Source organism: Pantoea sp. A4 (assembly GCF_000295955.2).
GTDB lineage: Bacteria > Pseudomonadota > Gammaproteobacteria > Enterobacterales > Enterobacteriaceae > Pantoea > Pantoea multigeneris.
The window spans coordinates 128440-151256 of sequence record NZ_ALXE01000001.1; the positions used below are offsets into that span (position 1 = coordinate 128440).

Here is a 22817-nt window from a genome sequence, read left to right on the forward strand (position 1 = left end):
TTCGCCATGACAATAACTCCTCAACAATTGATTGCGCTGCTGCCGCTGTTGATCACTGGGTTAACAGTGGTGGTGGTGATGCTGTCCATTGCGTGGCGACGCAACCACTTTGTTAACGCCACCCTGACGGTGATTGGTCTCAACGTCGCGCTGGCTTCACTGTGGTTTGTCGGCCACGTCGGGGCGATGGATGTCACACCGCTGCTGCGCGTAGATGGTTTTTCGATGTTCTATACGGCGCTGGTGATCCTCGCTAGCCTGGCAACCTGCACCTTTGCTTACCCATGGCTGGGGGGTTATCCCGATAACAAAGATGAGTTCTATCTACTGGTACTGATTGCCGCACTGGGCGGTATCGTCCTGGCCAGCGCCAATCATTTAATGGCGCTGTTCATTGGCATTGAGCTGCTGTCGTTGCCGCTGTTCGGGTTAATTGGTTATGCCTTCCGCCAGAAGCGTTCGCTGGAAGCGGCATTGAAGTACACCATTCTTTCGGCAGCCGCTTCTTCCTTCCTGCTGTTTGGTATTGCCCTGATTTATGCCGACTCCGGTAGCCTGAGCTTTGTGCAACTGGGGAAAAGCCTGAGCGACACGGTATTGCAGCAACCGTTGCTGTTGATGGGTCTGGGGATGCTGATTATCGGCCTGGGCTTTAAGCTGTCACTGGTGCCGTTCCACCTGTGGACGCCAGATGTGTATCAGGGCGCACCTGCTCCGGTTTCCACCTTCCTGGCAACGGCCAGTAAGATCGCGATTTTCGGTGTGGTGATGCGTCTGTTCCTGTATGCACCGGTCACCGACAGCGAAGCAGTACGAACCGTGCTGGGTGTGATAGCCTTTGTTTCCATCCTGTTTGGTAACCTGATGGCGATCTCGCAGAGCAACATCAAGCGCCTGCTGGGTTACTCTTCAATTGCTCATCTCGGTTATCTGCTGGTGGCGCTGATTGCGGTTAAAACACAGCAGCTGTCGCTGGAAACGGCGGGTGTCTATCTGGCAGGTTATCTGTTCAGTAGCCTCGGCGCGTTTGGTGTCGTTAGCCTGATGTCTTCTCCCTATCGTGGACCGGATGCGGATTCACTGTATTCCTATCGCGGCCTGTTCTGGCATCGTCCAATTCTGTCTGCGGTGATGACGGTGATGATGCTGTCCCTGGCGGGTATCCCAATGACGCTGGGCTTTATCGGTAAGTTCTACGTGATGGCTTCCGGTGTTAATGCGCATCTGTGGTGGCTGACCGGTGCCGTGGTGGCGGGGAGTGCGATTGGCCTCTATTACTACCTGCGCGTCACAGTGAGCCTGTACCTGAACCCACCAGAGCTGCATACCCGTGATACCCCAGCCAACTGGGCTTATACCGCGGGCGGCATCGTGGTGTTGATCTCGGCCATTCTGGTATTGGTGCTGGGGGTTTATCCGCAACCGCTGATTGATCTGGTGCGCCTTGCACAGCCGCTGATGTAAGTATCATCAAACAAGAACCGCATTGTTATGCGGTTCTTGTTTAACAAAGAAAACTGAATTCCTGCAAAGCCAATTAATGCGGCAATATCATCTCCGGGTGATGAACGAATGACATGCCTTTCAGTATATTCATCAACTCATCGCGACGGTAATAACGATCAGGGGTGATGTTAAATCGTTTTGTAACGAATGATTCATCAGCTTCTGTATTGTCTTTCATCATCAATATTTCTCCGGGTAGAGTGGAGTTGAATTCTATTGTACGAAAGCGGCCATTTCGGTCGTACAAGTAGAGGGGTTTATTGCTGATGCTAAAACAGTTGGTGTATTTGGGTAAGGATACTGACTTACCATTCCCTACGGAATGGATGTTTTTATTTTCACCACTATCATCTTGATAAATTGTATCGATATAAAAATCATCAGATTTAGCCGGCAGTGAAACATAAGGTGAGCCATCATTAGGTAAATAAGTGATCCCTTTGGAATCCATTAATTCTACTAACTCCTCTTTGCGATAAGATGTTGCCAGGCTCACCCCCAGATGATTGAATAAATCCGCCTCTTGCTGGCTTGTGATGTGAATTCTTATTTTACCTGGGTCGCCCACTTCTATATTCAATGCCATTTCACCTTTGACACCTTTAAAATCGACATAGCATAATGTGTCATTAATAAGTGTAAAGCTGCCTTTGATTAATGAACCTTCTCCGTTGTTTTCATCGGTAGGGTAAGATGATATAAATGAAAGTTCAGGGTTTATTTTATTTCGTGTTATAGAGTCTGAAATGGTTTCATTATTACTAATAAATAGTGATTGGGCATAAGTCGGAACGATTTCTCTAATGCTCAAGGCATTTTTTGATTTTTGTGAAGCGGAATCAAATGCGTATGAAAACCCAGTTTGCTTGATTAAGCCTGAAACAAGGCTCTCCAGGCTTGAGCTACTAAACTCAAGACCAGAATGAGGGTGTTTAAGAACAAATACACCATCCTGCACATTAACTGGATAAATGCCAGCATTGAAACCATTATCTGAGCCATGTTGATTTGCATGGAAGGCCAGAAAATGATGATATTCACCCGAGATATCTGGGAAGTTGATTATCTTGAAACTGTTGGCGGGTAGTATTAGCGATTTTGGTAGGGTTCGGTTCTTTGCTTCATCTGGAAGGAGTAATGACAGGGTGACTACGGAATACATTTCTGGATTTTTTTTGTTATCTCGACTGCTGCTTGTTGCTAAAGTCATGTTTTCTTTTTGACTGTATCCTGTGAACTCGAAAATTTCTTTATCTTTGGGTGAATTATGTCGGCAGGATAGCATGCACATCGCGGTAATATCAGAATGGGATGTTATTTTCAGGCCTGATGTGAAAAAGCGATTAAATAACTCCTCATTACCTGGCTTGACGCAGAAGTAATTGTTCTTTTGCTCTGTGATTTGTTGCTGCAAATGGCTTTCTGCTTCCGTGGTATCAGTAAAATCAAAACATGCCAGAGAGACTGCTGTTTTTATGGGAACCGCACCGCTAAATGAGACGTTCAGGGGAGGGATAGTCGTACTGGTCGTACTCGCAGGAGTGGGAATAGCATTAACCAATGACTTTGCAATGCTACTGCCCGATTTTTTTACAGCGGATGGCGGATCTTTTCGGATGCTATGTTTATCTTCACTTTCAGGTCGATTAATTTCAGCCAGCTTATTTCGTTTCCCGACATAACTGTTGTAGGAGGCGGAAACCGTCATGCTCTCTTTGGCACTGTCTACATTTCCTGTCGCACTGTTACTGTGTGTTACGGCAGGCACAACCGGTGCATTGCGCGTCGCACTATTGTTGTTGAGCCTGATGGTAGACTGGCTGGGAGTGCGGCGTAACAAGGGATTACGTCTGGTTGATGCAGGCCGCGGTGCTTTGGTTTTAATCGTGACGGTTTTAATCGGCTTAACTCTTCCACGGCCTCTTTTAGCTTCTGCGCCAGGGAAGGGCCAGGCCGTCATGGTATTTTCTTTACTGTTATCTCCCTGGTGATGGCGAAGATGAAGTGGATGCTCTCCCTGAAATATTCCACCACTATTTGTGAAACTCCAGGCTGAAATTAAAGAAGGCATAATTTTCCTCATTTAAGTCAAAATGAATAAAGTCATTTTCCCGAAATCAGCATTGCTGCGGGTAAATATTCAGTCGCTTTAAGAGGAAACGAGTTCGTATAGTTGGATAAGGTTATAAGAGGCTGGCTTCAGAAGAAAGGGGCGAGACAGAAAACATCTCGCCGCGCTGAATTAAACTGGAGTCATTTGCCGGTCGTCAGTGTATTTACGCTGATCCGGGGCAGGCGGGAAGTATTGATAGAGCCATGTCTCACTCAACGTTTCCTCTTTGGTGCGCAGGAACAGGCGCATATCGACTGGTGCGGTTGAATCACTGTTTGGATACCAGTCGAACAGAATGCGATAGCCGTCTAGCGGTTCGACATAGAGTATTTCGACCTGCTTAATCGTACCCGCAGAAACCGTGATTACCGGCTCAATGCCTTTCGGTGCTGCTGCTTTCAAATCTCCGCCGATAAAATCAATCGCAAAGCGTCGGCACCAGGTCTCCGGGAAATGTTCGCCCGGCGCCCAGCCTTCCGGGAAGCCGCCAATGCCGGTACGGGTAGCGCCAACCCGTGCCAGACTGCTGCGTACCGGTGGCAGCTGGCTCCAGTAGAGTTTATAGCTGAAGTTGAATTCGCTGCCTGCCTTAACCGGTGCTGCCGGTCGCCAGAAGCAGACAATATTGTCCAGCGTTTCGCCGGTCGTGGGGATTTCCATCAGGTTGATAGACCCTTTACCCCATTTGCCCACCGGTTCGACCCACAGGCTTGGACGTTTGTCATACCAGCCGATAACATCCTGATAGTTTTCGAAATTATGGTCGAGTTGCAGCAGACCGAAACCACGCGGATTTTCATCCTGATAGGCGTTAAATTGCAGACGCTGCGGGTTGTCCAGTGGACGAGCGATCCATTCACCGCTACCTGCCCACATCGCAAGGCGATCTGAGTCATGGATTTGCGGGTGGTAGGTGTTGCACATACGGCGCTCGTTGGTGCCACAGCTGAACATGCTGGTCATCGGCGCGATACCCAACTGTTCGATATCTTTACGCGCAAAGAGGTGGTTTTCGACCTCCATCACCACGCGCTTTTCTTCACAGTGAATCGTAAATTTGTACGCACCGGTCACGCTGGCACCGTCTAACAGCGCGTAAACGGTGAAGGTGGTATCGTCGGCTTTGGGCGTTTCAAACCAGAACGCGGTGAAGTCAGGGAACTCTTCGTGGCTGCCAAAGGTATTAATGGCAACACCACGCGCGGAAAGACCGTACTGATAGGTTTCATCCACCGCACGGAAGTAGCTGGCCCCGAGGAACGAGACAATGTCACGGCGCGCCAGTTCGGGTTTTTTGAACGCGCGGAAGCCCGCAAAGCCGAGGTCCGTTTTACCCTGAAGCTGCTTAGTATCGACATCCGCATCGTGATAGTTAAACAACTCTGGGCGGAAGTGAATTTCCCGAGCCTGGCGGCTTTCAGCATCAACAGAGAACATGCGGATACGCCGTTTGAACCCCATGCCAACGTGGAAGAATTGCACATCCAACTCGCGATCGGGGATGTTGTTCCACAGTGAGTGGTTGGCGTCATACTGAATGGCGTTGTATTGCTGCGGCGTCAGGTCAGCCAGCGTTTGCGGCAGTGGGCCGGGTTGCCCTCCCCAGGGCTGTTTTGCCAGGCTGGCCGCTTTTTGTTTCAGCACCTCAAAATCGAAGCGGACTGCTGTGCCATCGGCGATGCCGTCATCTGCCCAGGCGGACTGCGCAAACAGGGTGGATAGGCCTGTCATGCCACTGACAGCGGAGAAGGCCATTGACGCTTTCATAAACATTCTTCGATTCATGCCAGAAATCTTATCCTGAGTTCGGGTTGTCTTAGTTGTCGTGCTGTCGCACCTCGCGTATGGCCTGAAAATACAGGCTACAAGGGGGTACGACAGCCGTTAAACGGGAAAATTCAGTCCGCAGAAAATGTATCAGATTCATCTGATTCGCGAACCTGTTTTTATTGCCAGAACCTCCGCTGTAATGCGGTGAAAACAGTATTAGCGTCTATAGTTAAGCAGCAACGATGGCATAACATGGAGGAATCACTACGTGTCTTATTCTGATGATCAATACAATCCCGATCAGTTTGAAACTCGCGCGAATGAAGATCTCGCGTTGCTGACTAAAACTCTGGAAGAGGTGCTGAAGTCTTCGGGCGATTCTGCCGATCAGACCTACATCGAACTGAAAGAGAAAGCAGAGCAGGCGCTCAATGAGGTGAAATCCCGCGTCAGTCAGGCCTCTGACGGCTACTACTACCGTGCCAAAAGGGCGGTATACCGTGCCGATGACTACGTGCATGACAAGCCGTGGCAGGGAATTGGGATCGGTGCTGCTGCGGGTCTGTTCCTGGGCTTGCTGTTGGCGCGCCGCTAACGCCTAATGTGTTATTTGAAGGCTGTTAGCCTGCACCTGGCAGGCTAACAGCGTTGTCTCCCCCGCAAAGCTCACACCTTTCATGCTCGTTCCCAATACTCTGATTGTGTTTCCTGCTCTGGCTTTCTACAGTAGTTGCATCGGATAAAGGAGAGATCACGTAATGAGAGTTGAGATGCTCGCAACGGGCGATGAAGTGCTGCACGGACAGATTGTGGATACCAATGCGGCCTGGCTGGCAGATGTGCTGTTTCAGCATGGGTTACCCATGACCAGCCGTACCACTGTTGGTGATGCCATGAGTTCACTGGTGGAAACGCTACTGGCGCGCAGTCAGATTGCGGATGTATTGATTGTGAACGGCGGGCTTGGCCCCACCAGTGATGACCTGAGTTCTGCCGCAGCCGCTCAGGCAGCGGGCACGGAGTTAGTGATGCACCAGGAGTGGCTGGAGAAAATGGAAGCCTGGTTTGCCAGCCGTGGACGCGTGATGGCTGCCAGCAACCGTAAGCAAGCCGAAATTCCTGCTACCGCAGAGATGCTGGATAACCCGGTAGGCACTGCCTGCGGTTTTGCGATGCAGCTCAATCGTTGCTGGATGTTTTTCACTCCGGGAGTGCCTTCTGAATTTAAGGTGATGGTTGAACAGCAGATTATTCCGCGCCTGAAAGCACGTTTTGACCTGCCAGAACCGCCGCTTTGCTTGCGTCTCACCACGTTTGGGCGTGGTGAAAGTGATATTGCGAACCAGCTGGAACCTTTGCCACTCCCTGAAGGGGTGGTCATGGGTTATCGCTCTTCCATGCCAATCATCGAAATTAAGTTGACGGGCCCTGCGAGCCAACGTGTTGCCATGGAGCAAGTATGGCAGCAGGTGCGGTTGTTACTGGCAGAGTGCACAATTTTTGAAGGCACCGAAGGGTTACAACCGCTGCTGGCACGTGAGCTGGAGCAGCGTAAGTTGTCGCTGGCAGTGAGCGAGCAGTTTACTGCCGGCCTGGTTTACTGGCAGTTGAATGCTGCCGAGGTGCCATTACGAGGTGGTGAGTTGCTGATGGCCCAGCCAGAGTCGCTGGAAGCCATGGTTGCGCGTGCGGGGGCTTTTGCCGTTCAACAGCACGCGGATGTTGCTCTGCTGGTCGGTTCGCTGGCCGAGGGCGAGGTGTCTATTGCACTGCATACGCCTGAAGGTAGCTGGGGACAGCGAGTGAAGTTCAGCTTTGGCCGTTATAACCACGAAACACAACAGAAAGTGGTCGCGATGATGGCGCAAAATATGCTGCGACGCTGGCTGCACGGCAGTGAGGTCAGCACGGGGCATGGCTGGATTGATATTCTGGAGACGGTGAAATCGGCCTGATATCTGGTGTGTAGCGGCGGTGAGTGAGCCGCTACATGTTGGGTGATAAGGTCAGGTAATGGGGGAGATGACTGCTCGGAAAGGCTGCTCCATGCCGATCTGGCCCGACGTCCATGTCGGGCAAACACTCGCTATCATCTCCCCCATTACCTTCCCGCCAGGGAGCGGTGTAGCTGTCAGAGACGTGTCGCTACCGGTTGGGTGGTCAGGTCAGGTCAGGTAATGGGGGAGATGACTGCTCGGAAAGATTGCTCCATGCCGATCTGGCCCGACGTCCATGTCGGGCAAGCACTCGCTATCATCTCCCCCATTACCTTCCCGACAGGGAGCGGTGTAGCTGTAAGACGTTTCGTGCGGTTTGATGTTATTGCTCTCAGGTTAGCAGACAATTGTTTTGCAGTTGTTCCCATAATTTTAGGTATAAAAAAACCGCCAGCCCAAAGGCTGACGGTTGATTTAAGAACTTCTGACGAAGGTTACTTAGCCAGTTTTGAACTAAACTCGCGCTCAGCATAACCGGTGTAAAGCTGACGTGGACGGGCGATTTTCATGCCATCGTCGTGCATCTCTTTCCAGTGCGCAATCCAGCCAACGGTACGTGCCATGGCGAAAATCACGGTGAACATAGAAGAAGGAATACCCATCGCTTTCAGGATCAGACCTGAATAGAAGTCCACGTTTGGATACAGCTTACGCTCGATGAAATACGGGTCATTCAGTGCGATGTGCTCTAACTCCATGGCCACTTCCAGCAGATCGTCTTTCATGCCCAGTTCGTTCAACACTTCATGACAGGTTTCACGCATCACGGTAGCACGCGGGTCATAGTTCTTGTACACGCGGTGACCGAAGCCCATCAGACGGAACGAGTCATTCTTATCTTTCGCACGACGCACAAACTCAGGAATGTGGTCAACCGTGCTGATCTCTTCCAGCATACGCAGGCAAGCTTCGTTGGCGCCGCCATGTGCTGGCCCCCACAGAGAAGCGATACCTGCGGCGATACAAGCAAACGGGTTCGCACCAGAAGAGCCTGCGGTACGCACCGTTGAAGTCGAGGCATTCTGTTCGTGATCGGCATGCAGAATCAAAATGCGATCCATGGCACGTTCCAGAATCGGGTTCACCTTGTACTCTTCGCACGGCGTTGCAAACATCATATGCAGGAAGTTACCGGCATAGGAGAGGTCGTTTTTCGGATAAACAAATGGCTGGCCGATAGAATATTTGTAACACATTGCTGCGACTGTCGGCATTTTAGACAGCAGACGGAATGCAGCGATATCACGGTGGCTCTCCAGATTGACATCCAGTGAGTCGTGATAGAACGCCGCCAGGGCACCGGTCACACCGCACATAACGGCCATTGGGTGTGAGTCACGACGGAAGCCGTGGAACAGACGCGTAATCTGCTCGTGAATCATGGTGTGGCGGGTAACAGTCGTACGGAAATTCTCAAACTGCTCTGGCGTTGGCGCTTCGCCATTCAGCAGGATATAGCACACTTCAAGATAGTTTGAATGTGTCGCTAATTGATCAATGGGATAGCCACGGTGCAGCAAAATGCCCTGTTCACCGTCGATATAGGTAATTTTGGATTCGCACGATGCGGTAGAAGTGAAACCCGGATCGAAGGTAAACAGACCACTGTTGCCGAGGGTGCGAACGTCAACGACATCCGGCCCGATGGTGCCTTCCAGCACTTTAAGCTCTACCGGGGTGTTGTCTTGTAGGGTTAGCGTTACTTTTTTATCTGTCATTTTGTTCTCCATAGCGCCTTTGGTCGGTAGGAAATTTAGACACCTGAAAAGCGCTCACGTTGCAGATTGGCAAAACTTCACATTATCACTCTGTCGATTGAAAGTCGTGTAGGACACAGAGCAAGAGGTCGCGTTACGGCGAACACCGCTGCTTTGATCTAAAGCATTAGAGGGCTGAACGGACCGGGATAACATAACTCTTTATGAACCAATAACCTGATACTTATTGTTGAAAACGGCAGTCAATGTTACATAACTACTGCTTAGGGGAAAGTGTATCCCCATAACTTTTGTGTATCAAAGCGGGTTGGAGGCTAAGTTTGTAACTGAATTGTTGATCTATTGTCAAATCAGATGATTAAAATTGTATGAAATGTAAAATTCGTGAGGCAGATCACTGTTCCACCTAAATCCCGACAATAAGGATTGTAGGGGAATTGTAATAGGAATGTGATCCTCCTATACTGCCACAAGGTCTCCGGATTTACCTGACACCAGGAGCCACCCAGCGTTGTTTTACCGCGTCAATCAAACACTGGATGTTGCTGATTTGGTGACGGTTAGAGTCGAAACACTCTCGTGCTACGACCCCGCCATCAGGACCGGAGGAAGTAAAAAATATAAAAGAGCTGTGTGGGCAAAACCGTGAAAAAACAACGTCCTGTCAACCTGGATCTCACAACGATCCGGTTTCCCGTAACTGCAATATCGTCCATTCTCCACCGCGTCTCTGGCGTCATTATGTTCGTCGCCGTAGGGATTCTACTCTGGTTACTGGGCTTGTCGCTCTCCTCCCCGGAAGGTTTTCAATCTGCGGCCATCGTCATGCATAGCTTCATCGCGAAGTTTATCATGTGGGGCATTCTGACCGCGTTGGCTTACCACGCCGTGGGCGGTATCCGCCACATGCTGATGGACTTTGGTTTTCTTCCGGAAACGCTGCAAACGGGTATCCGTTCAGCGTATGCCGCATTTGGTATCACTGTCGTGCTCTCAATTTTGGCTGGAGTTCTCGTATGGTAAGCAATGCATCCGCGCTAGGGCGTAGCGGTATCCAGGACTGGCTGCTCATTCGCGCATCTGCAATGTTAATTGCACTTTACACCCTCTACCTCCTTGGTTTCGTTGTGATGTCATATCCATTGACATATGACGTATGGCACGGCTTCTTTGCCTCTGCCTTTACTAAGGTGTTCACCCTCTTAACGCTGTTTGCCATCCTGATCCACGGTTGGATTGGTATGTGGCAAGTGCTGACCGACTACGTAAAACCCGTAGCGATTCGTCTGGTCGCACAGTTAGTTATCGTGGTGGCGCTGTTTGCCTATGCAATTTATGGAACTGTTGTAGTGTGGGGTGTGTAAATGAGTTTGCCAGTAAGAGAATTTGACGCCGTAGTTATCGGCGCCGGTGGCGCAGGAATGCGCGCAGCACTCCAGATTTCTCAGTCCGGCCAGAGTTGTGCGCTGTTATCAAAAGTCTTCCCGACCCGTTCCCACACCGTATCTGCGCAGGGGGGTATCACCGTTGCGCTGGGTAACACCCATGAAGATAACTGGGAATGGCACATGTATGACACCGTAAAAGGGTCAGACTACATTGGCGATCAGGATGCCATCGAATATATGTGTAACGTTGGCCCGGAAGCGATTCTGGAGCTGGAACACATGGGGCTGCCGTTCTCGCGCCTCGATGATGGCCGCGTCTATCAACGTCCGTTTGGTGGCCAGTCGAAAAACTTCGGTGGCGAACAGGCGGCACGTACCGCAGCTGCAGCGGACCGTACAGGTCACGCTTTACTGCACACGCTGTATCAGCAGAACCTGAAAAACAAAACCACTATCTTCTCCGAATGGTATGCCCTTGACCTGGTAAAAAATCAGGATGGCGCTATCGTCGGATGTACGGCTATCTGCATCGAAACCGGTGAAACGGTCTATTTCAAAGCGAAAGCCACGATTCTGGCCACCGGCGGTGCAGGCCGTATCTATCAATCCACCACCAATGCCCACATCAACACCGGTGACGGTGTAGGTATGGCGCTGCGTGCGGGCGTGCCACTGCAAGATATGGAAATGTGGCAGTTCCACCCAACCGGGATTGCGGGTGCAGGTGTACTGGTGACTGAAGGTTGTCGTGGTGAGGGTGGCTATCTGCTCAACAAACATGGCGAACGCTTCATGGAACGTTATGCGCCAAACGCCAAAGACCTTGCCGGTCGTGACGTGGTAGCACGCTCCATGATGGTGGAAATTCGTGAAGGCCGTGGTTGTGATGGCCCATGGGGTCCACACCTTAAGCTGAAACTCGACCACCTGGGTGCCGAAGTACTGGAAGCACGCCTGCCGGGTATCCTTGAGCTGTCACGTACCTTTGCTCACGTCGATCCGATTAAAGAACCGATTCCGGTCATTCCAACCTGTCACTACATGATGGGCGGTGTACCGACCCGCGTTAGCGGCCAGGCACTGACAGTGAATGAACAAGGTGAAGACGTTCTGATCCCGGGCCTGTTTGCGGTGGGCGAAATCGCCTGCGTATCAGTACACGGTGCAAACCGTCTCGGCGGCAACTCACTGCTCGACCTGGTGGTATTTGGTCGTGCGGCCGGTGTTCATCTGCTCGAATCCATGGAAGAGCAGGGGCCACTGCGTGATGCCACTGAAGAAGAGATTGAAGCGGCAATGGCGCGTTATAACCGCTGGGAAAATAACGTCGAAGGTGAAGACCCTGCGGAAATTCGTAAAGCCTTGCAGCGCTGCATGCAGAACAACTTCTCGGTATTCCGTGAAGGTGATGCCATGAAAGAAGGGCTGGATGAGCTGAAAGTCATCCGTGAACGCCTGAAAAATGCCCGTCTTGATGACCGGTCGCCAGATTTCAATACGCAGCGTATTGAGTGCCTGGAACTGGACAACCTGATGGAAACAGCTTACGCCACAGCCGTTGCGGCTAACTACCGTACCGAAAGCCGTGGTGCACATAGCCGGTTCGACTACCCGGATCGCGATGATGAGAACTGGCTGTGCCACAGCCTCTATCTCCCGCAATCGGAGAGCATGACGCGCCGTGAGGTGAACATGCAGCCGAAACTGCGCGCGGCATTCCCGCCGAAAGTGCGTACTTACTAAGTTTGCGGAGAGAAGAACATGAAAATTGAATTTTCCATCTATCGCTATAACCCGGAAGTCGACGACGCTCCGTATATGCAGGACTACAGCCTGGTGTCAGAAGAAGGCCGCGACATGATGCTGCTGGATGCCCTGATGCTGCTGAAAGAACAGGACCCAACGCTGGCGTTCCGTCGTTCTTGCCGTGAAGGCGTGTGTGGGTCTGATGGCCTGAACATGAACGGCAAAAATGGCCTGGCCTGTATCACGCCGGTTTCTGCTTTAGGTGCGGGCACCAAAAAAGTGGTTATCCGTCCACTGCCTGGTCTGCCGGTGATCCGCGACCTGGTGGTTGATATGGGGCAATTCTACGCACAATATGAGAAGATTAAACCTTACCTGTTGAATGATGGGAAGAATCCGCCAGCGCGCGAGCACTTGCAGGCGCCGGAAGAGCGTGAACATCTCGATGGATTGTATGAGTGCATCCTGTGTGCGTGCTGTTCAACCTCGTGCCCGTCATTCTGGTGGAACCCGGACAAATTCATCGGCCCGGCTGGCTTGCTGGCAGCATATCGCTTCCTGATCGACAGCCGTGATACCGAAAGGGAAGCGCGTCTCGATAACATCAGTGATGCTTTCAGCGTATTCCGCTGCCACAGCATCATGAACTGTGTAAGTGTTTGTCCTAAAGGGCTAAACCCGACGCGTGCCATTGGGCACATTAAGTCGATGCTGCTGCAACGCGGCGCGTAAGTCTCTCAAGTCGGGAACCCTGGGTTCCCGACTTTTTACGGCAATCCAGGTAAGCGATGTTTTCGACTACGCTTACCCGGGTTACCTTACGGGCCGCAGAGGGCTCGTATCGCAGAACTCACTACGGCAAGCCGTGAAAGCGGCAACAGATGAAACCTCTAAAAAGCATAATAGTGCTTAAGGGATCAGAAATGCAGAACAGCGCGATGAAGCCCTGGCTGGACTCCTCCTGGCTGGCTGGCGCGAACCAGTCTTACATAGAGCAACTCTATGAGGATTTCCTGACCGATCCTGACTCTGTCGATGAAGTATGGCGTACCATGTTCCTGCAGTTGCAGGGAACAGGTGTGAAGCCTGAGCAGTTTCACTCCACCACGCGTGACTATTTCCGCCGCCTGGCTAAAGATGCCACACGTTATACATCGTCAGTGTCCGATCCGGCCACTAACTCCAAACAAGTTAAAGTGCTGCAGCTGATTAATGCCTACCGTTTCCGTGGGCATCAGCACGCAAACCTCGATCCATTGGGATTGTGGAAGCAGGACGCCGTGCCGGACCTGGATCCTGCTTTTCATGATCTGACCGACGCTGATTTTCAGGAAACTTTTAACGTAGGATCTTTCGCCATCGGCAAAGAGACTATGAAGCTTGCTGATCTGATTGTGGCTCTGGAGCAGACCTATTGTGGCTCCATTGGTGCTGAGTATATGCACATCAACAACACAGAAGAGAAACGCTGGATTCAGCAGCGCCTCGAATCTGTGGTGGGCCATGCCTCTTACAGCAATGAAGAGAAGAAAGGTTTCCTGAAAGAGCTGACTGCGGCAGAAGGCCTGGAACGCTACCTCGGTGCAAAATTCCCGGGTGCGAAGCGCTTCTCACTGGAAGGCGGCGATGCGCTGATTCCAATGCTGCGTGAAATGATTCGCCATGCGGGCAAAAGCGGTACGCGTGAAGTCGTACTGGGTATGGCGCACCGTGGTCGTCTGAACGTGCTGGTTAACGTTCTGGGTAAAAAACCTCAGGACCTGTTCGACGAGTTCGCGGGCAAACACAAAGAACACCTCGGTACGGGTGACGTGAAGTACCACATGGGCTTCTCTTCTGACTTCGAAACCGAAGGCGGAATGGTCCACCTGGCGCTGGCGTTCAACCCGTCGCACCTTGAGATTGTTAGCCCAGTGGTTATGGGGTCGGTGCGTGCGCGTCTGGATCGTCTGGACGAGCCAAGCAGCAACAAAGTTCTGCCGATTACCATTCACGGTGATGCCGCAGTAACCGGTCAAGGCGTGGTACAGGAAACCCTGAACATGTCGCAGGCTCGCGGTTATGAGGTTGGCGGTACTGTGCGTATCGTGATCAACAACCAGGTTGGTTTCACCACCTCCAACCCGCAGGATGCACGTTCAACGCCGTACTGTACTGATATCGGTAAAATGGTACTGGCCCCGATCTTCCACGTTAACGCGGACGATCCTGAAGCGGTGGCGTTTGTTACCCGCCTGGCGCTGGACTATCGCAACACCTTTAAACGTGATGTGTTTATCGATCTGGTGTGCTATCGCCGTCATGGTCACAACGAAGCGGATGAGCCAAGTGCCACCCAGCCGTTGATGTACCAGAAAATCAAAAAACACCCAACGCCACGTAAAATCTATGCTGACCGTCTGGAAAGCGTGGGTGTCGTGAAGCTGGAAGATGCGACCGAACTGGTCAATCTTTACCGTGATGCGTTGGATGCGGGCGAGTGCGTGGTGCCTGAATGGCGTCCGATGAGCCTGCACTCCTTTACCTGGTCGCCGTATCTCAACCACGAGTGGGATGAGAGCTACCCGGCTACGGTAGAAACCAAACGTTTGCAGGATCTGGCGCGTCGTATCAGCCAGGTGCCGGAAGCGGTTGAGGTTCAGGCTCGCGTGGCCAAAATCTACAACGACCGTAAAGAGATGGCCGAAGGCAATAAAGCCTTTGACTGGGGCGGTGCGGAAAACCTCGCTTACGCAACGCTGGTCGATGAAGGCATTCCAGTACGTCTGTCAGGTGAAGACTCCGGCCGTGGCACCTTCTTCCACCGTCATGCGGTAGTGCATAACCAGGCTAACGGTTCAACCTACACCCCTCTGCACCATATCCACAGCGGCCAGGGCCAATTCAAGGTCTGGGACTCCGTGTTGTCGGAAGAGGCGGTACTGGCATTCGAATACGGTTACGCCACAGCAGAACCGCGCGTGCTGACTATCTGGGAAGCGCAGTTCGGCGACTTCGCCAACGGTGCACAGGTCGTGATTGACCAGTTCATCAGTTCTGGTGAGCAGAAGTGGGGCCGTATGTGTGGTCTGGTCATGCTGTTGCCACACGGCTACGAAGGCCAGGGCCCAGAGCACTCGTCGGCGCGTCTGGAGCGTTATCTGCAGCTCTGCGCTGAGCAGAACATGCAGGTTTGCGTACCGTCTACGCCAGCGCAGGTTTACCACATGCTGCGTCGTCAGGCACTGCGCGGCATGCGTCGTCCACTGATTGTGATGTCACCGAAATCTCTGCTGCGTCACCCGCTGGCGATCTCCAGCCTGGATGAGCTGGCAAGTGGCAGCTTCCAGCCAGCGATTGGCGAAATCGATGCGCTTGATCCGCAGCAGGTTAAACGTGTGGTGTTCTGCTCAGGTAAGGTTTACTACGACCTGCTGGAACAGCGCCGTAAAAACGAACAAACCGATGTGGCGATTGTGCGCATCGAGCAGCTGTATCCGTTCCCGCACAAAGCGGTACAGGAAATTTTGAAAGCGTACGCGCACGTCACCGATTTCGTCTGGTGCCAGGAAGAGCCGCTGAACCAGGGTGCCTGGTATTGCAGCCAACATCACTTCTACGATGTGGTGCCAAAAGGTGCTTCAGTGCGTTACGCGGGCCGTCCGGCTTCGGCCTCACCGGCTGTGGGCTATATGTCAGTACACCAGAAACAGCAGCAAGATCTCGTCAATGACGCGCTGAACCTTGGTTAATAAAAGGAAAGATAATGAGTAGCGTAGATATTTTTGTTCCTGATCTACCCGAGTCTGTAGCGGATGCCACCGTTGCTACCTGGCACAAAAAACCGGGTGACACCGTCGCGCGTGACGAAGTTATAGTTGAGATCGAAACAGATAAAGTTGTGCTGGAAGTGCCTGCTAGTGCTGATGGCATCCTGGAAGCTGTGCTGGAAGAAGAGGGCGCAACCGTCCTGTCCCGCCAGATCCTTGGTCGCCTGAAAGAGGGCAACAGCGCAGGTAAAGAGACTTCAGCGAAAGTTGAAAACAACGAATCAGCCCCTGCTCAGCGCCAGACTGCTTCACTGGAAGAAGAGAGCAACGATGCACTCAGCCCAGCGATCCGTCGTCTGATTGCCGAGCATGAACTGGATGCCAGCCAGATCAAAGGCACCGGTGTTGGCGGTCGTCTGACCCGTGAAGATGTTGAAAAACATCTGGCGAAGAAAGCAGAAACCAGTAAAGCGGCACCGCAGCCAGCCGCGGCACCAGCTGCACAGCCAGCTGTGGGTCATCGCAGTGAAAAACGCGTACCGATGACGCGCCTGCGTAAGCGTGTTGCTGAGCGTCTGTTGGAAGCGAAAAACAGCACCGCAATGCTGACCACCTTCAACGAAATCAACATGAAGCCAATCATGGATCTGCGTAAGCAGTACGGTGATGCCTTCGAGAAACGTCACGGCGTGCGTCTCGGCTTCATGTCCTTCTATATCAAAGCCGTGGTTGAAGCACTGAAACGCTATCCAGAAGTGAACGCTTCTATCGATGGCGAAGACGTGGTTTACCACAACTACTTTGACGTCAGCATTGCTGTTTCAACGCCGCGCGGTCTGGTGACCCCAGTGCTGAAAGACGTTGATGCGCTGAGCATGGCGGATATCGAGAAGAAAATTAAAGAGCTGGCAGTGAAAGGCCGTGATGGCAAGCTGACAGTAGAGGAACTGACCGGCGGTAACTTCACCATCACCAACGGTGGTGTCTTTGGCTCGCTGATGTCAACGCCAATCATCAACCCACCACAGAGTGCAATCCTAGGCATGCACGCCATTAAAGATCGCCCAATGGCGGTGAATGGTCAGGTGGTTATCCTGCCAATGATGTATCTGGCGCTCTCCTACGATCACCGTCTGATCGATGGCCGCGAATCAGTTGGCTATCTGGTGGCGATCAAAGAGCTGCTGGAAGATCCTGCACGTCTGCTGCTGGACGTCTGATTTACCCTGGGCGCGCCGGAAGGCGCGCCAAACTCACCTAATTTTTCAGACCAAATGGAAAGAACATCATGAACTTACACGAATACCAGGCCAAACAGCTGTTTGCGCGGTATGGCTTACCGGCACCTACTGGTTACGCCTGTACTACTCCACGTGAAGCAGAAGAGTCGGCCTCTAAAATTGGTTCAGGCCCGTGGGTAGTAAAATGTCAGGTTCATGCCGGTGGCCGTGGTAAAGCGGGCGGTGTGAAAGTGGTAAACAGCAAAGAAGATATCCGTGCTTTTGCTGAACACTGGTTAGGTAAGCGTCTGGTCACGTATCAAACAGATGCTGAAGGTCAGCCGGTAAATCAGATTCTGGTTGAATCAGCGACAGATATCGGTAAAGAGCTGTATCTGGGTGCGGTGGTTGACCGTGCAACCCGTCGCGTGGTGTTTATGGCATCCACCGAAGGCGGCGTTGAGATCGAGAAAGTGGCAGAAGAAACCCCACACTTGATCCACAAAGTTGCACTGGATCCGCTGGCAGGTCCACAGCCTTATCAGGGCCGTGAGCTGGCATTCAAGCTGGGTCTGGACGACAAGCAGGTTAAACAGTTCACCAAGATCTACATGGGTCTGGCGACGCTGTTCCTGGAGCGCGATCTGGCGCTGGTTGAGATCAACCCACTGGTTATCACCAAGCAGGGCGATCTGGTTTGTCTGGATGGTAAACTGACTGCTGACAGCAACGCGCTGTTCCGTCAGCCAGAACTGCGCGAAATGCGTGACCCAAGCCAGGAAGATCCACGTGAAGCGCATGCAACACAGTGGGAACTGAACTACGTTGCGCTGGAAGGCAACATCGGTTGTATGGTGAACGGTGCCGGTCTGGCAATGGGTACCATGGACATCGTGAAACACCACGGTGGTCAGCCTGCTAACTTCCTGGACGTTGGCGGCGGCGCAACCAAAGAGCGCGTAACAGAAGCCTTCAAAATTATCCTCTCTGATGAAGCGGTAAAAGCCGTCTTTGTTAACATCTTCGGCGGTATCGTACGCTGTGACCTGATCGCTGATGGCATCATCGGCGCAGTCGCTGAAGTTGGCGTGAACGTGCCAGTTGTGGTGCGTCTTGAAGGGAACAACGCCGAGCTGGGTGCCAAAAAACTGGCAGACAGCGGTCTGAATATCATTGCAGCAACCAGCCTGACAGACGCGGCGCAACGCGTTGTTGCTGCAGCGGAGGGTAAATAATGTCCATTTTGATCGACAAAAACACCAAAGTTATCTGCCAGGGCTTCACTGGCGGCCAGGGTACATTCCACTCTGAACAGGCTCTGGCCTACGGCACACAGCTGGTTGGCGGTGTAACTCCTGGTAAAGGCGGTACTGAGCATCTGGGTCTGCCAGTGTTCAACACCGTGCGTGAAGCAGTTGAAGCCACAGGTGCAACTGCATCTGTCATCTATGTACCAGCACCGTTCTGCAAAGACGGTATCCTGGAAGCTATCGATGCAGGCATCAAACTGATCATCACCATCACTGAAGGCATCCCGACCCTGGATATGCTGACCGTGAAAGTGAAGCTGGATGAAGCCGGTGTGCGCATGATCGGCCCGAACTGCCCAGGTGTGATCACCCCAGGCGAGTGCAAAATCGGCATCATGCCAGGTCATATTCATAAGCCAGGCCGTGTAGGGATCGTTTCCCGCTCAGGTACGCTGACTTATGAAGCAGTGAAACAGACCACAGATATTGGCTACGGCCAGTCTACCTGTGTGGGCATCGGTGGTGACCCGATCCCAGGTTCAAACTTCATTGATATCCTGAAGCTGTTCCAGGAAGATCCACAGACTGAAGCGATCGTTATGATCGGTGAGATCGGTGGTAGCGCTGAAGAAGAAGCAGCAGCTTACATCAAAGCCAACGTAACCAAACCTGTTGTAGGTTACATCGCGGGTGTGACTGCGCCTAAAGGCAAACGTATGGGCCACGCGGGCGCCATCATTGCCGGTGGTAAAGGTACTGCGGATGAGAAATTCGCTGCACTGGAAGCCGCTGGTGTCAAAACCGTGCGCAGCCTGGCTGACATCGGTGATGCAGTGAAAGCCGTTCTGCCAGCAAAATAATCTCGCCTTAGTGCGTTGAAACAGGGTCATCTAAGGATGGCCCTTTTTTATGCGCGCGATATACCCACGGTTGCGCGCGCTGATTAGCCACATTGACGTTAACCCATCGCGCGATTGGTAACCTTTTTTCGACAACCCGCATCAGAAAATCACAGCAGATTAACAACTCACCGTTAGCAACATTTCTGGAAGTTTTATACCTTAATCTGGATCAATTTTACGCAAATTATAAAAAACTATACCGCTGGCTTAAGCACACATATTGCGATTAAATTGCGCTGAATCAGGATGCTATATCTATTTTTATCAATGGTTTGAAGGTGGTTTATTTTAAGCGGTGTTAATCAATTAAGCCATGCTTAGTTTTAATGCGGCTATTTCAGGGAATTTTAATCCTCTTTACTTGTTATTCAGTATTCAGTCGTCTTCCATTCTGAAGATAAGAGAACTGGAATAAATAATCAGTCGTTCCTGGCGTGTCACTCTTATAAATACCGTTAATAAGAGCCGCGTCAATCCCGGAGCAAGGAGTCACTATGTTAGATATTGTTGAACTCTCGCGGTTACAGTTTGCCTTAACGGCGATGTACCACTTCCTGTTTGTCCCGCTGACGCTGGGTATGGCTTTCCTGCTGGCCATCATGGAAACCGTCTACGTCATGTCGGGTAAGCAGATCTACAAAGACATGACCAAATTCTGGGGTAAGTTATTCGGGATTAACTTCGCGCTGGGTGTGGCGACCGGTCTGACGATGGAGTTTCAGTTCGGCACCAACTGGTCCTATTACTCGCACTATGTCGGCGATATATTTGGTGCGCCATTAGCGATAGAAGGGCTAATGGCATTCTTCCTCGAATCCACCTTTGTCGGCTTGTTCTTCTTTGGCTGGGATCGTCTGAGTAAAATCCAGCACCTTACCGTCACCTGGCTGGTGGCGCTGGGTTCAAATATGTCAGCCCTGTGGATTCTGGTCGCCAATGGCTGGATGCAGAACCCCATCGCCTCGGAATTTAATTTCGAAACCATGCGAATGGAAATGCTGAGTTTCTCTGAGCTGGTGTTTAACCCGGTGGCGCAGGTGAAATTTGTGCATACCGTGGCGGCGGGATACACCACCGGGGCGATGTTTATTCTCAGCATCAGTGCCTGGTATCTGCTAAAGGGCAGGGATGTGGCCTTTGCCAAACGTTCGTTCGCTATCGCAGCGAGTTTTGGCATGGCGGCCATTCTCTCCGTCATTGTGCTGGGTGATGAGTCCGGTTATGAAGTGGGGGATGTGCAAAAAACCAAACTGGCCGCGATTGAAGCCGAGTGGGAAACCCAACCGGCTCCGGCGGCTTTCACGCTGTTTGGCCTGCCCGATCAGCAAGCTCAGGAGAACCGCTACGCCGTGCAGATCCCCTGGTTGTTGGGGCTGATCGCCACACGATCCCTGGATCAGCCGGTATTGGGTCTGAAAGACCTGCTTCAGCAGCATGAAGTTCGCATTCGCAATGGCATGAAGGCTTACGCGCTGCTTAATGAACTGCGTGCGGGTAGCCGTGATCCCGCCGTACGCAGTGAGTTTGAACAGAGCAAAGGCGATCTCGGTTATGGGCTGCTGCTGAAGCGCTACACCGATAATGTCAGTCATGCCACTGAGGCACAGATCCATCAGGCAACGCAGGATTCCATTCCCCGCGTGGCACCGCTCTACTTTGCATTCCGCATTATGGTGCTGGGTGGCGTGATTATGCTGGTGGTGATAAGCCTCGCGTTCTGGAGTGTGATCCGCAATCGCATCGGCAAATCGCGCCGGTTGCTGAAAACGCTGCTCTACTGTTTGCCAGTCCCGTGGATTGCCATTGAGGCGGGGTGGTTTGTGGCGGAGTATGGCCGCCAACCCTGGGCGATAGGTGAGGTGTTGCCGACGGCGGTGGCCAGCTCATCTCTTGCGGTGGGGGATGTGTTGTTCTCCATGATTCTGATCTGCGGTCTCTACACCCTGTTCCTGATCGCAGAAATGTACCTGATGTTTAAATTCGCGCGCCTTGGTCCCAGCAGTCTGAAAACCGGCCGATATCATCACGAGCAAATTTCCCTCTCTCAACAGCCCCTGCGTGGATAAAGGAGCAACACGATGTTTGACTACGAAGTATTGCGCTTTGTCTGGTGGCTGCTGGTGGGCATTTTGCTGATCGGTTTCGCGGTGACAGACGGCTTTGATATGGGCGTTGGCATGTTAACCCGTTTCCTCGGGCGCAATGACAATGAACGCCGCATCATGATTAACAGTATTGCACCCCACTGGGATGGCAATCAGGTGTGGTTGATCACCGCCGGTGGCGCACTGTTTGCGGCCTGGCCGATGGTGTATGCCGCCGCCTTTTCCGGTTTCTATGTGGCGATGATTCTGGTGCTTTCCGCACTGTTCTTTCGCCCGGTCGGCTTTGACTACCGTTCAAAAATTGAAGATGCGCGCTGGCGCGGCATGTGGGACTGGGGCATTTTCATTGGCAGCTTTGTCCCGCCGCTGGTGATCGGTGTCGCGTTCGGCAACTTGCTGCAGGGCGTGCCATTCCATGCGGATGAGTATCTGCGTCTCTTCTATACCGGCAATTTCTTCCAGTTGCTGAATCCGTTTGGGTTATTAGCGGGTGTCATCAGCGTCGCGATGATCCTGACTCAGGGAGCAACCTATTTACAGATGCGCACGCAGGGTGAGTTGCGACTGCGCAGTCGCCTCACTGCGCAGGTGGCTGCACTGGTGATGCTGGTCGCCTTTGTGGTGGCGGGTCTGTGGGTTAAATACGGCATCGATGGCTATGTGGTCACCAGCGTGCTTGATCACCATGCTGCGTCTAATCCTCTGGGAAAAAGCGTGATTCGTGAGAGCGGTGCCTGGATGCACAACTTTGAGCAGTCGCCGTTGCTGTGGATCTTCCCGTTGCTGGGGGCGTTATTGCCACTGGTTACGGTGTTGTGTTCACGCCTTAACTGGGGTGCCTGGGCATTTATCAGCAGTTCGCTCACGCTGGCGGGGGTCATCATGACGGCGGGTATTGCTATGTTCCCGTTCATCATGCCGTCCAGCACCGTGCCGGATATCAGCCTGACAATGTGGGATGCCACCTCAAGTCATCTGACGCTGACGATTATGACCATCGCCGCCATTATCTTTGTGCCGGTGGTGCTGGGCTACACCGGCTGGTGCTACTACAAGATGTTTGGTCGCATCACCCGTGAAGATATTGAACGCAACACTCACTCCCTTTACTGAGAACAGGAGATCAATCATGTGGTACTTTGCCTGGATACTTGGCACGTTGCTGGCCTGTGCCTTTGGGGTGATCACCGCGTTAGCGTTGGAACACCTTGAAGAAAAATCAGCACCCGAATCCACCGAGTAAATCCTGATTCAAGACCAAATAAACCGATGCTGGCGGTCGACTTCTGTCAGCATCCGGTCAACTTTTCTCCGTAAATCTTCGATGCTTTGTAACTGTTTGATAATTATTTT

17 protein-coding genes are annotated in these 22817 nt (G+C 52.2%); 14 read left to right on the forward strand and 3 right to left on the reverse strand.

Going from position 1 to position 22817, the window contains the following annotated elements; translation table 11 throughout:
* Positions 1-6: 6 nt before the first annotated feature.
* The gene (gene nuoN, locus B880_RS0100605; RefSeq protein WP_026042336.1) at positions 7-1464 is read left to right on the forward strand and encodes an NADH-quinone oxidoreductase subunit NuoN; all 1458 of its coding nucleotides are present in this window, start codon (positions 7-9) and stop codon (positions 1462-1464) included.
* 73 nt (positions 1465-1537) lie between these two features.
* Here the strand turns inward: nuoN and B880_RS0100610 are convergent, their stop codons facing one another.
* On the reverse strand, positions 1538-3577 hold the full coding sequence (locus B880_RS0100610) for a hypothetical protein (protein ID WP_157060478.1): 2040 nt from the start codon (positions 3575-3577) through the stop codon (positions 1538-1540).
* Between the two features lie 171 nt (positions 3578-3748).
* Positions 3749-5404 carry a glucan biosynthesis protein D gene (locus tag B880_RS0100620; protein WP_026042337.1) on the reverse strand — a complete coding sequence of 552 codons (1656 nt, stop codon included), beginning with the start codon at positions 5402-5404 and terminating at the stop codon, positions 3749-3751.
* A 253-nt stretch (positions 5405-5657) separates the two neighbouring features.
* Between B880_RS0100620 and elaB the strand changes: the two genes are divergently transcribed.
* Both elaB and B880_RS0100630 read left to right on the forward strand, forming a co-directional pair.
* A complete protein-coding gene (elaB, locus tag B880_RS0100625) occupies positions 5658-5984 on the forward strand; it encodes a stress response protein ElaB (protein WP_017345448.1) in 327 nt (108 codons plus the stop codon).
* Between the two features lie 175 nt (positions 5985-6159).
* A complete protein-coding gene (locus B880_RS0100630) occupies positions 6160-7344 on the forward strand; it encodes a nicotinamide mononucleotide deamidase-related protein YfaY (protein ID WP_017345449.1) in 1185 nt (394 codons plus the stop codon).
* Between the two features lie 476 nt (positions 7345-7820).
* On the opposite strand, the gene B880_RS0100635 is transcribed toward B880_RS0100630, so the two are convergent.
* Positions 7821-9104, reverse strand: coding sequence for a citrate synthase (locus B880_RS0100635; RefSeq protein WP_017345450.1), 1284 nt, complete (start codon positions 9102-9104; stop codon positions 7821-7823).
* Positions 9105-9737: 633 nt separating this feature from the next.
* Here B880_RS0100635 and sdhC point away from each other — a divergent pair.
* The 11 genes from sdhC to cydX all read left to right on the forward strand — a co-directional run bounded on the left by sdhC (position 9738) and on the right by cydX (position 22707).
* Positions 9738-10127 (forward strand): succinate dehydrogenase cytochrome b556 subunit, encoded by a 390-nt coding sequence (gene sdhC / locus B880_RS0100640; RefSeq protein ID WP_017345451.1) that lies wholly within the window; start codon positions 9738-9740, stop codon positions 10125-10127.
* The gene (gene sdhD, locus B880_RS0100645; protein ID WP_017345452.1) at positions 10121-10468 is read left to right on the forward strand and encodes a succinate dehydrogenase membrane anchor subunit; all 348 of its coding nucleotides are present in this window, start codon (positions 10121-10123) and stop codon (positions 10466-10468) included. The genes sdhC and sdhD overlap by 7 nt, the downstream gene beginning before the upstream one ends.
* Positions 10469-12235, forward strand: a complete 1767-nt coding sequence (gene sdhA / locus B880_RS0100650) for a succinate dehydrogenase flavoprotein subunit (RefSeq protein WP_017345453.1) — start codon at positions 10469-10471, stop codon at positions 12233-12235.
* A gap of 18 nt (positions 12236-12253) precedes the next feature.
* Positions 12254-12970, forward strand: coding sequence for a succinate dehydrogenase iron-sulfur subunit (locus B880_RS0100655; RefSeq protein ID WP_017345454.1), 717 nt, complete (start codon positions 12254-12256; stop codon positions 12968-12970).
* 191 nt (positions 12971-13161) lie between these two features.
* Positions 13162-15969, forward strand: a complete 2808-nt coding sequence (gene sucA / locus B880_RS0100660) for a 2-oxoglutarate dehydrogenase E1 component (protein WP_017345455.1) — start codon at positions 13162-13164, stop codon at positions 15967-15969.
* A 14-nt stretch (positions 15970-15983) separates the two neighbouring features.
* Positions 15984-17207, forward strand: coding sequence for a 2-oxoglutarate dehydrogenase complex dihydrolipoyllysine-residue succinyltransferase (odhB, locus tag B880_RS0100665; protein WP_017345456.1), 1224 nt, complete (start codon positions 15984-15986; stop codon positions 17205-17207).
* Positions 17208-17275: 68 nt separating this feature from the next.
* Positions 17276-18442: an ADP-forming succinate--CoA ligase subunit beta gene (gene sucC, locus B880_RS0100670; RefSeq protein ID WP_017345457.1), complete on the forward strand. Its 1167-nt coding sequence runs from the start codon at positions 17276-17278 to the stop codon at positions 18440-18442.
* The gene (gene sucD, locus B880_RS0100675) at positions 18442-19317 is read left to right on the forward strand and encodes a succinate--CoA ligase subunit alpha (RefSeq protein ID WP_017345458.1); all 876 of its coding nucleotides are present in this window, start codon (positions 18442-18444) and stop codon (positions 19315-19317) included. The genes sucC and sucD overlap by 1 nt, the downstream gene beginning before the upstream one ends.
* Positions 19318-19853: 536 nt before the next feature.
* Positions 19854-21425 carry a cytochrome ubiquinol oxidase subunit I gene (gene cydA, locus B880_RS0100680; protein WP_017345459.1) on the forward strand — a complete coding sequence of 524 codons (1572 nt, stop codon included), beginning with the start codon at positions 19854-19856 and terminating at the stop codon, positions 21423-21425.
* A gap of 12 nt (positions 21426-21437) precedes the next feature.
* A complete protein-coding gene (gene cydB, locus B880_RS0100685; RefSeq protein ID WP_017345460.1) occupies positions 21438-22577 on the forward strand; it encodes a cytochrome d ubiquinol oxidase subunit II in 1140 nt (379 codons plus the stop codon).
* Between the two features lie 16 nt (positions 22578-22593).
* On the forward strand, positions 22594-22707 hold the full coding sequence (gene cydX / locus B880_RS25760; RefSeq protein ID WP_017345461.1) for a cytochrome bd-I oxidase subunit CydX: 114 nt from the start codon (positions 22594-22596) through the stop codon (positions 22705-22707).
* The last annotated feature ends 110 nt before the right edge of the window (positions 22708-22817 follow it).

Bases quoted from the DNA above. Each gene is read 5' to 3' on its own strand.
- nuoN (WP_026042336.1), top strand. From the start codon at position 7: ATGACAATAACTCCTCAACAATTGATTGCGCTGCTGCCGCTGTTGATC.
- B880_RS0100610 (WP_157060478.1), bottom strand. From the start codon at position 3,577: ATGCCTTCTTTAATTTCAGCCTGGAGTTTCACAAATAGTGGTGGAATA.
- B880_RS0100620 (WP_026042337.1), bottom strand. From the start codon at position 5,404: ATGAATCGAAGAATGTTTATGAAAGCGTCAATGGCCTTCTCCGCTGTC.
- B880_RS0100630 (WP_017345449.1), top strand. From the start codon at position 6,160: ATGCTCGCAACGGGCGATGAAGTGCTGCACGGACAGATTGTGGATACC.
- B880_RS0100635 (WP_017345450.1), bottom strand. From the start codon at position 9,104: ATGACAGATAAAAAAGTAACGCTAACCCTACAAGACAACACCCCGGTA.
- sdhD (WP_017345452.1), top strand. From the start codon at position 10,121: ATGGTAAGCAATGCATCCGCGCTAGGGCGTAGCGGTATCCAGGACTGG.
- sdhA (WP_017345453.1), top strand. From the start codon at position 10,469: ATGAGTTTGCCAGTAAGAGAATTTGACGCCGTAGTTATCGGCGCCGGT.
- B880_RS0100655 (WP_017345454.1), top strand. From the start codon at position 12,254: ATGAAAATTGAATTTTCCATCTATCGCTATAACCCGGAAGTCGACGAC.
- sucA (WP_017345455.1), top strand. From the start codon at position 13,162: ATGCAGAACAGCGCGATGAAGCCCTGGCTGGACTCCTCCTGGCTGGCT.
- odhB (WP_017345456.1), top strand. From the start codon at position 15,984: ATGAGTAGCGTAGATATTTTTGTTCCTGATCTACCCGAGTCTGTAGCG.
- sucC (WP_017345457.1), top strand. From the start codon at position 17,276: ATGAACTTACACGAATACCAGGCCAAACAGCTGTTTGCGCGGTATGGC.
- sucD (WP_017345458.1), top strand. From the start codon at position 18,442: ATGTCCATTTTGATCGACAAAAACACCAAAGTTATCTGCCAGGGCTTC.
- cydA (WP_017345459.1), top strand. From the start codon at position 19,854: ATGTTAGATATTGTTGAACTCTCGCGGTTACAGTTTGCCTTAACGGCG.
- cydB (WP_017345460.1), top strand. From the start codon at position 21,438: ATGTTTGACTACGAAGTATTGCGCTTTGTCTGGTGGCTGCTGGTGGGC.
- cydX (WP_017345461.1), top strand. From the start codon at position 22,594: ATGTGGTACTTTGCCTGGATACTTGGCACGTTGCTGGCCTGTGCCTTT.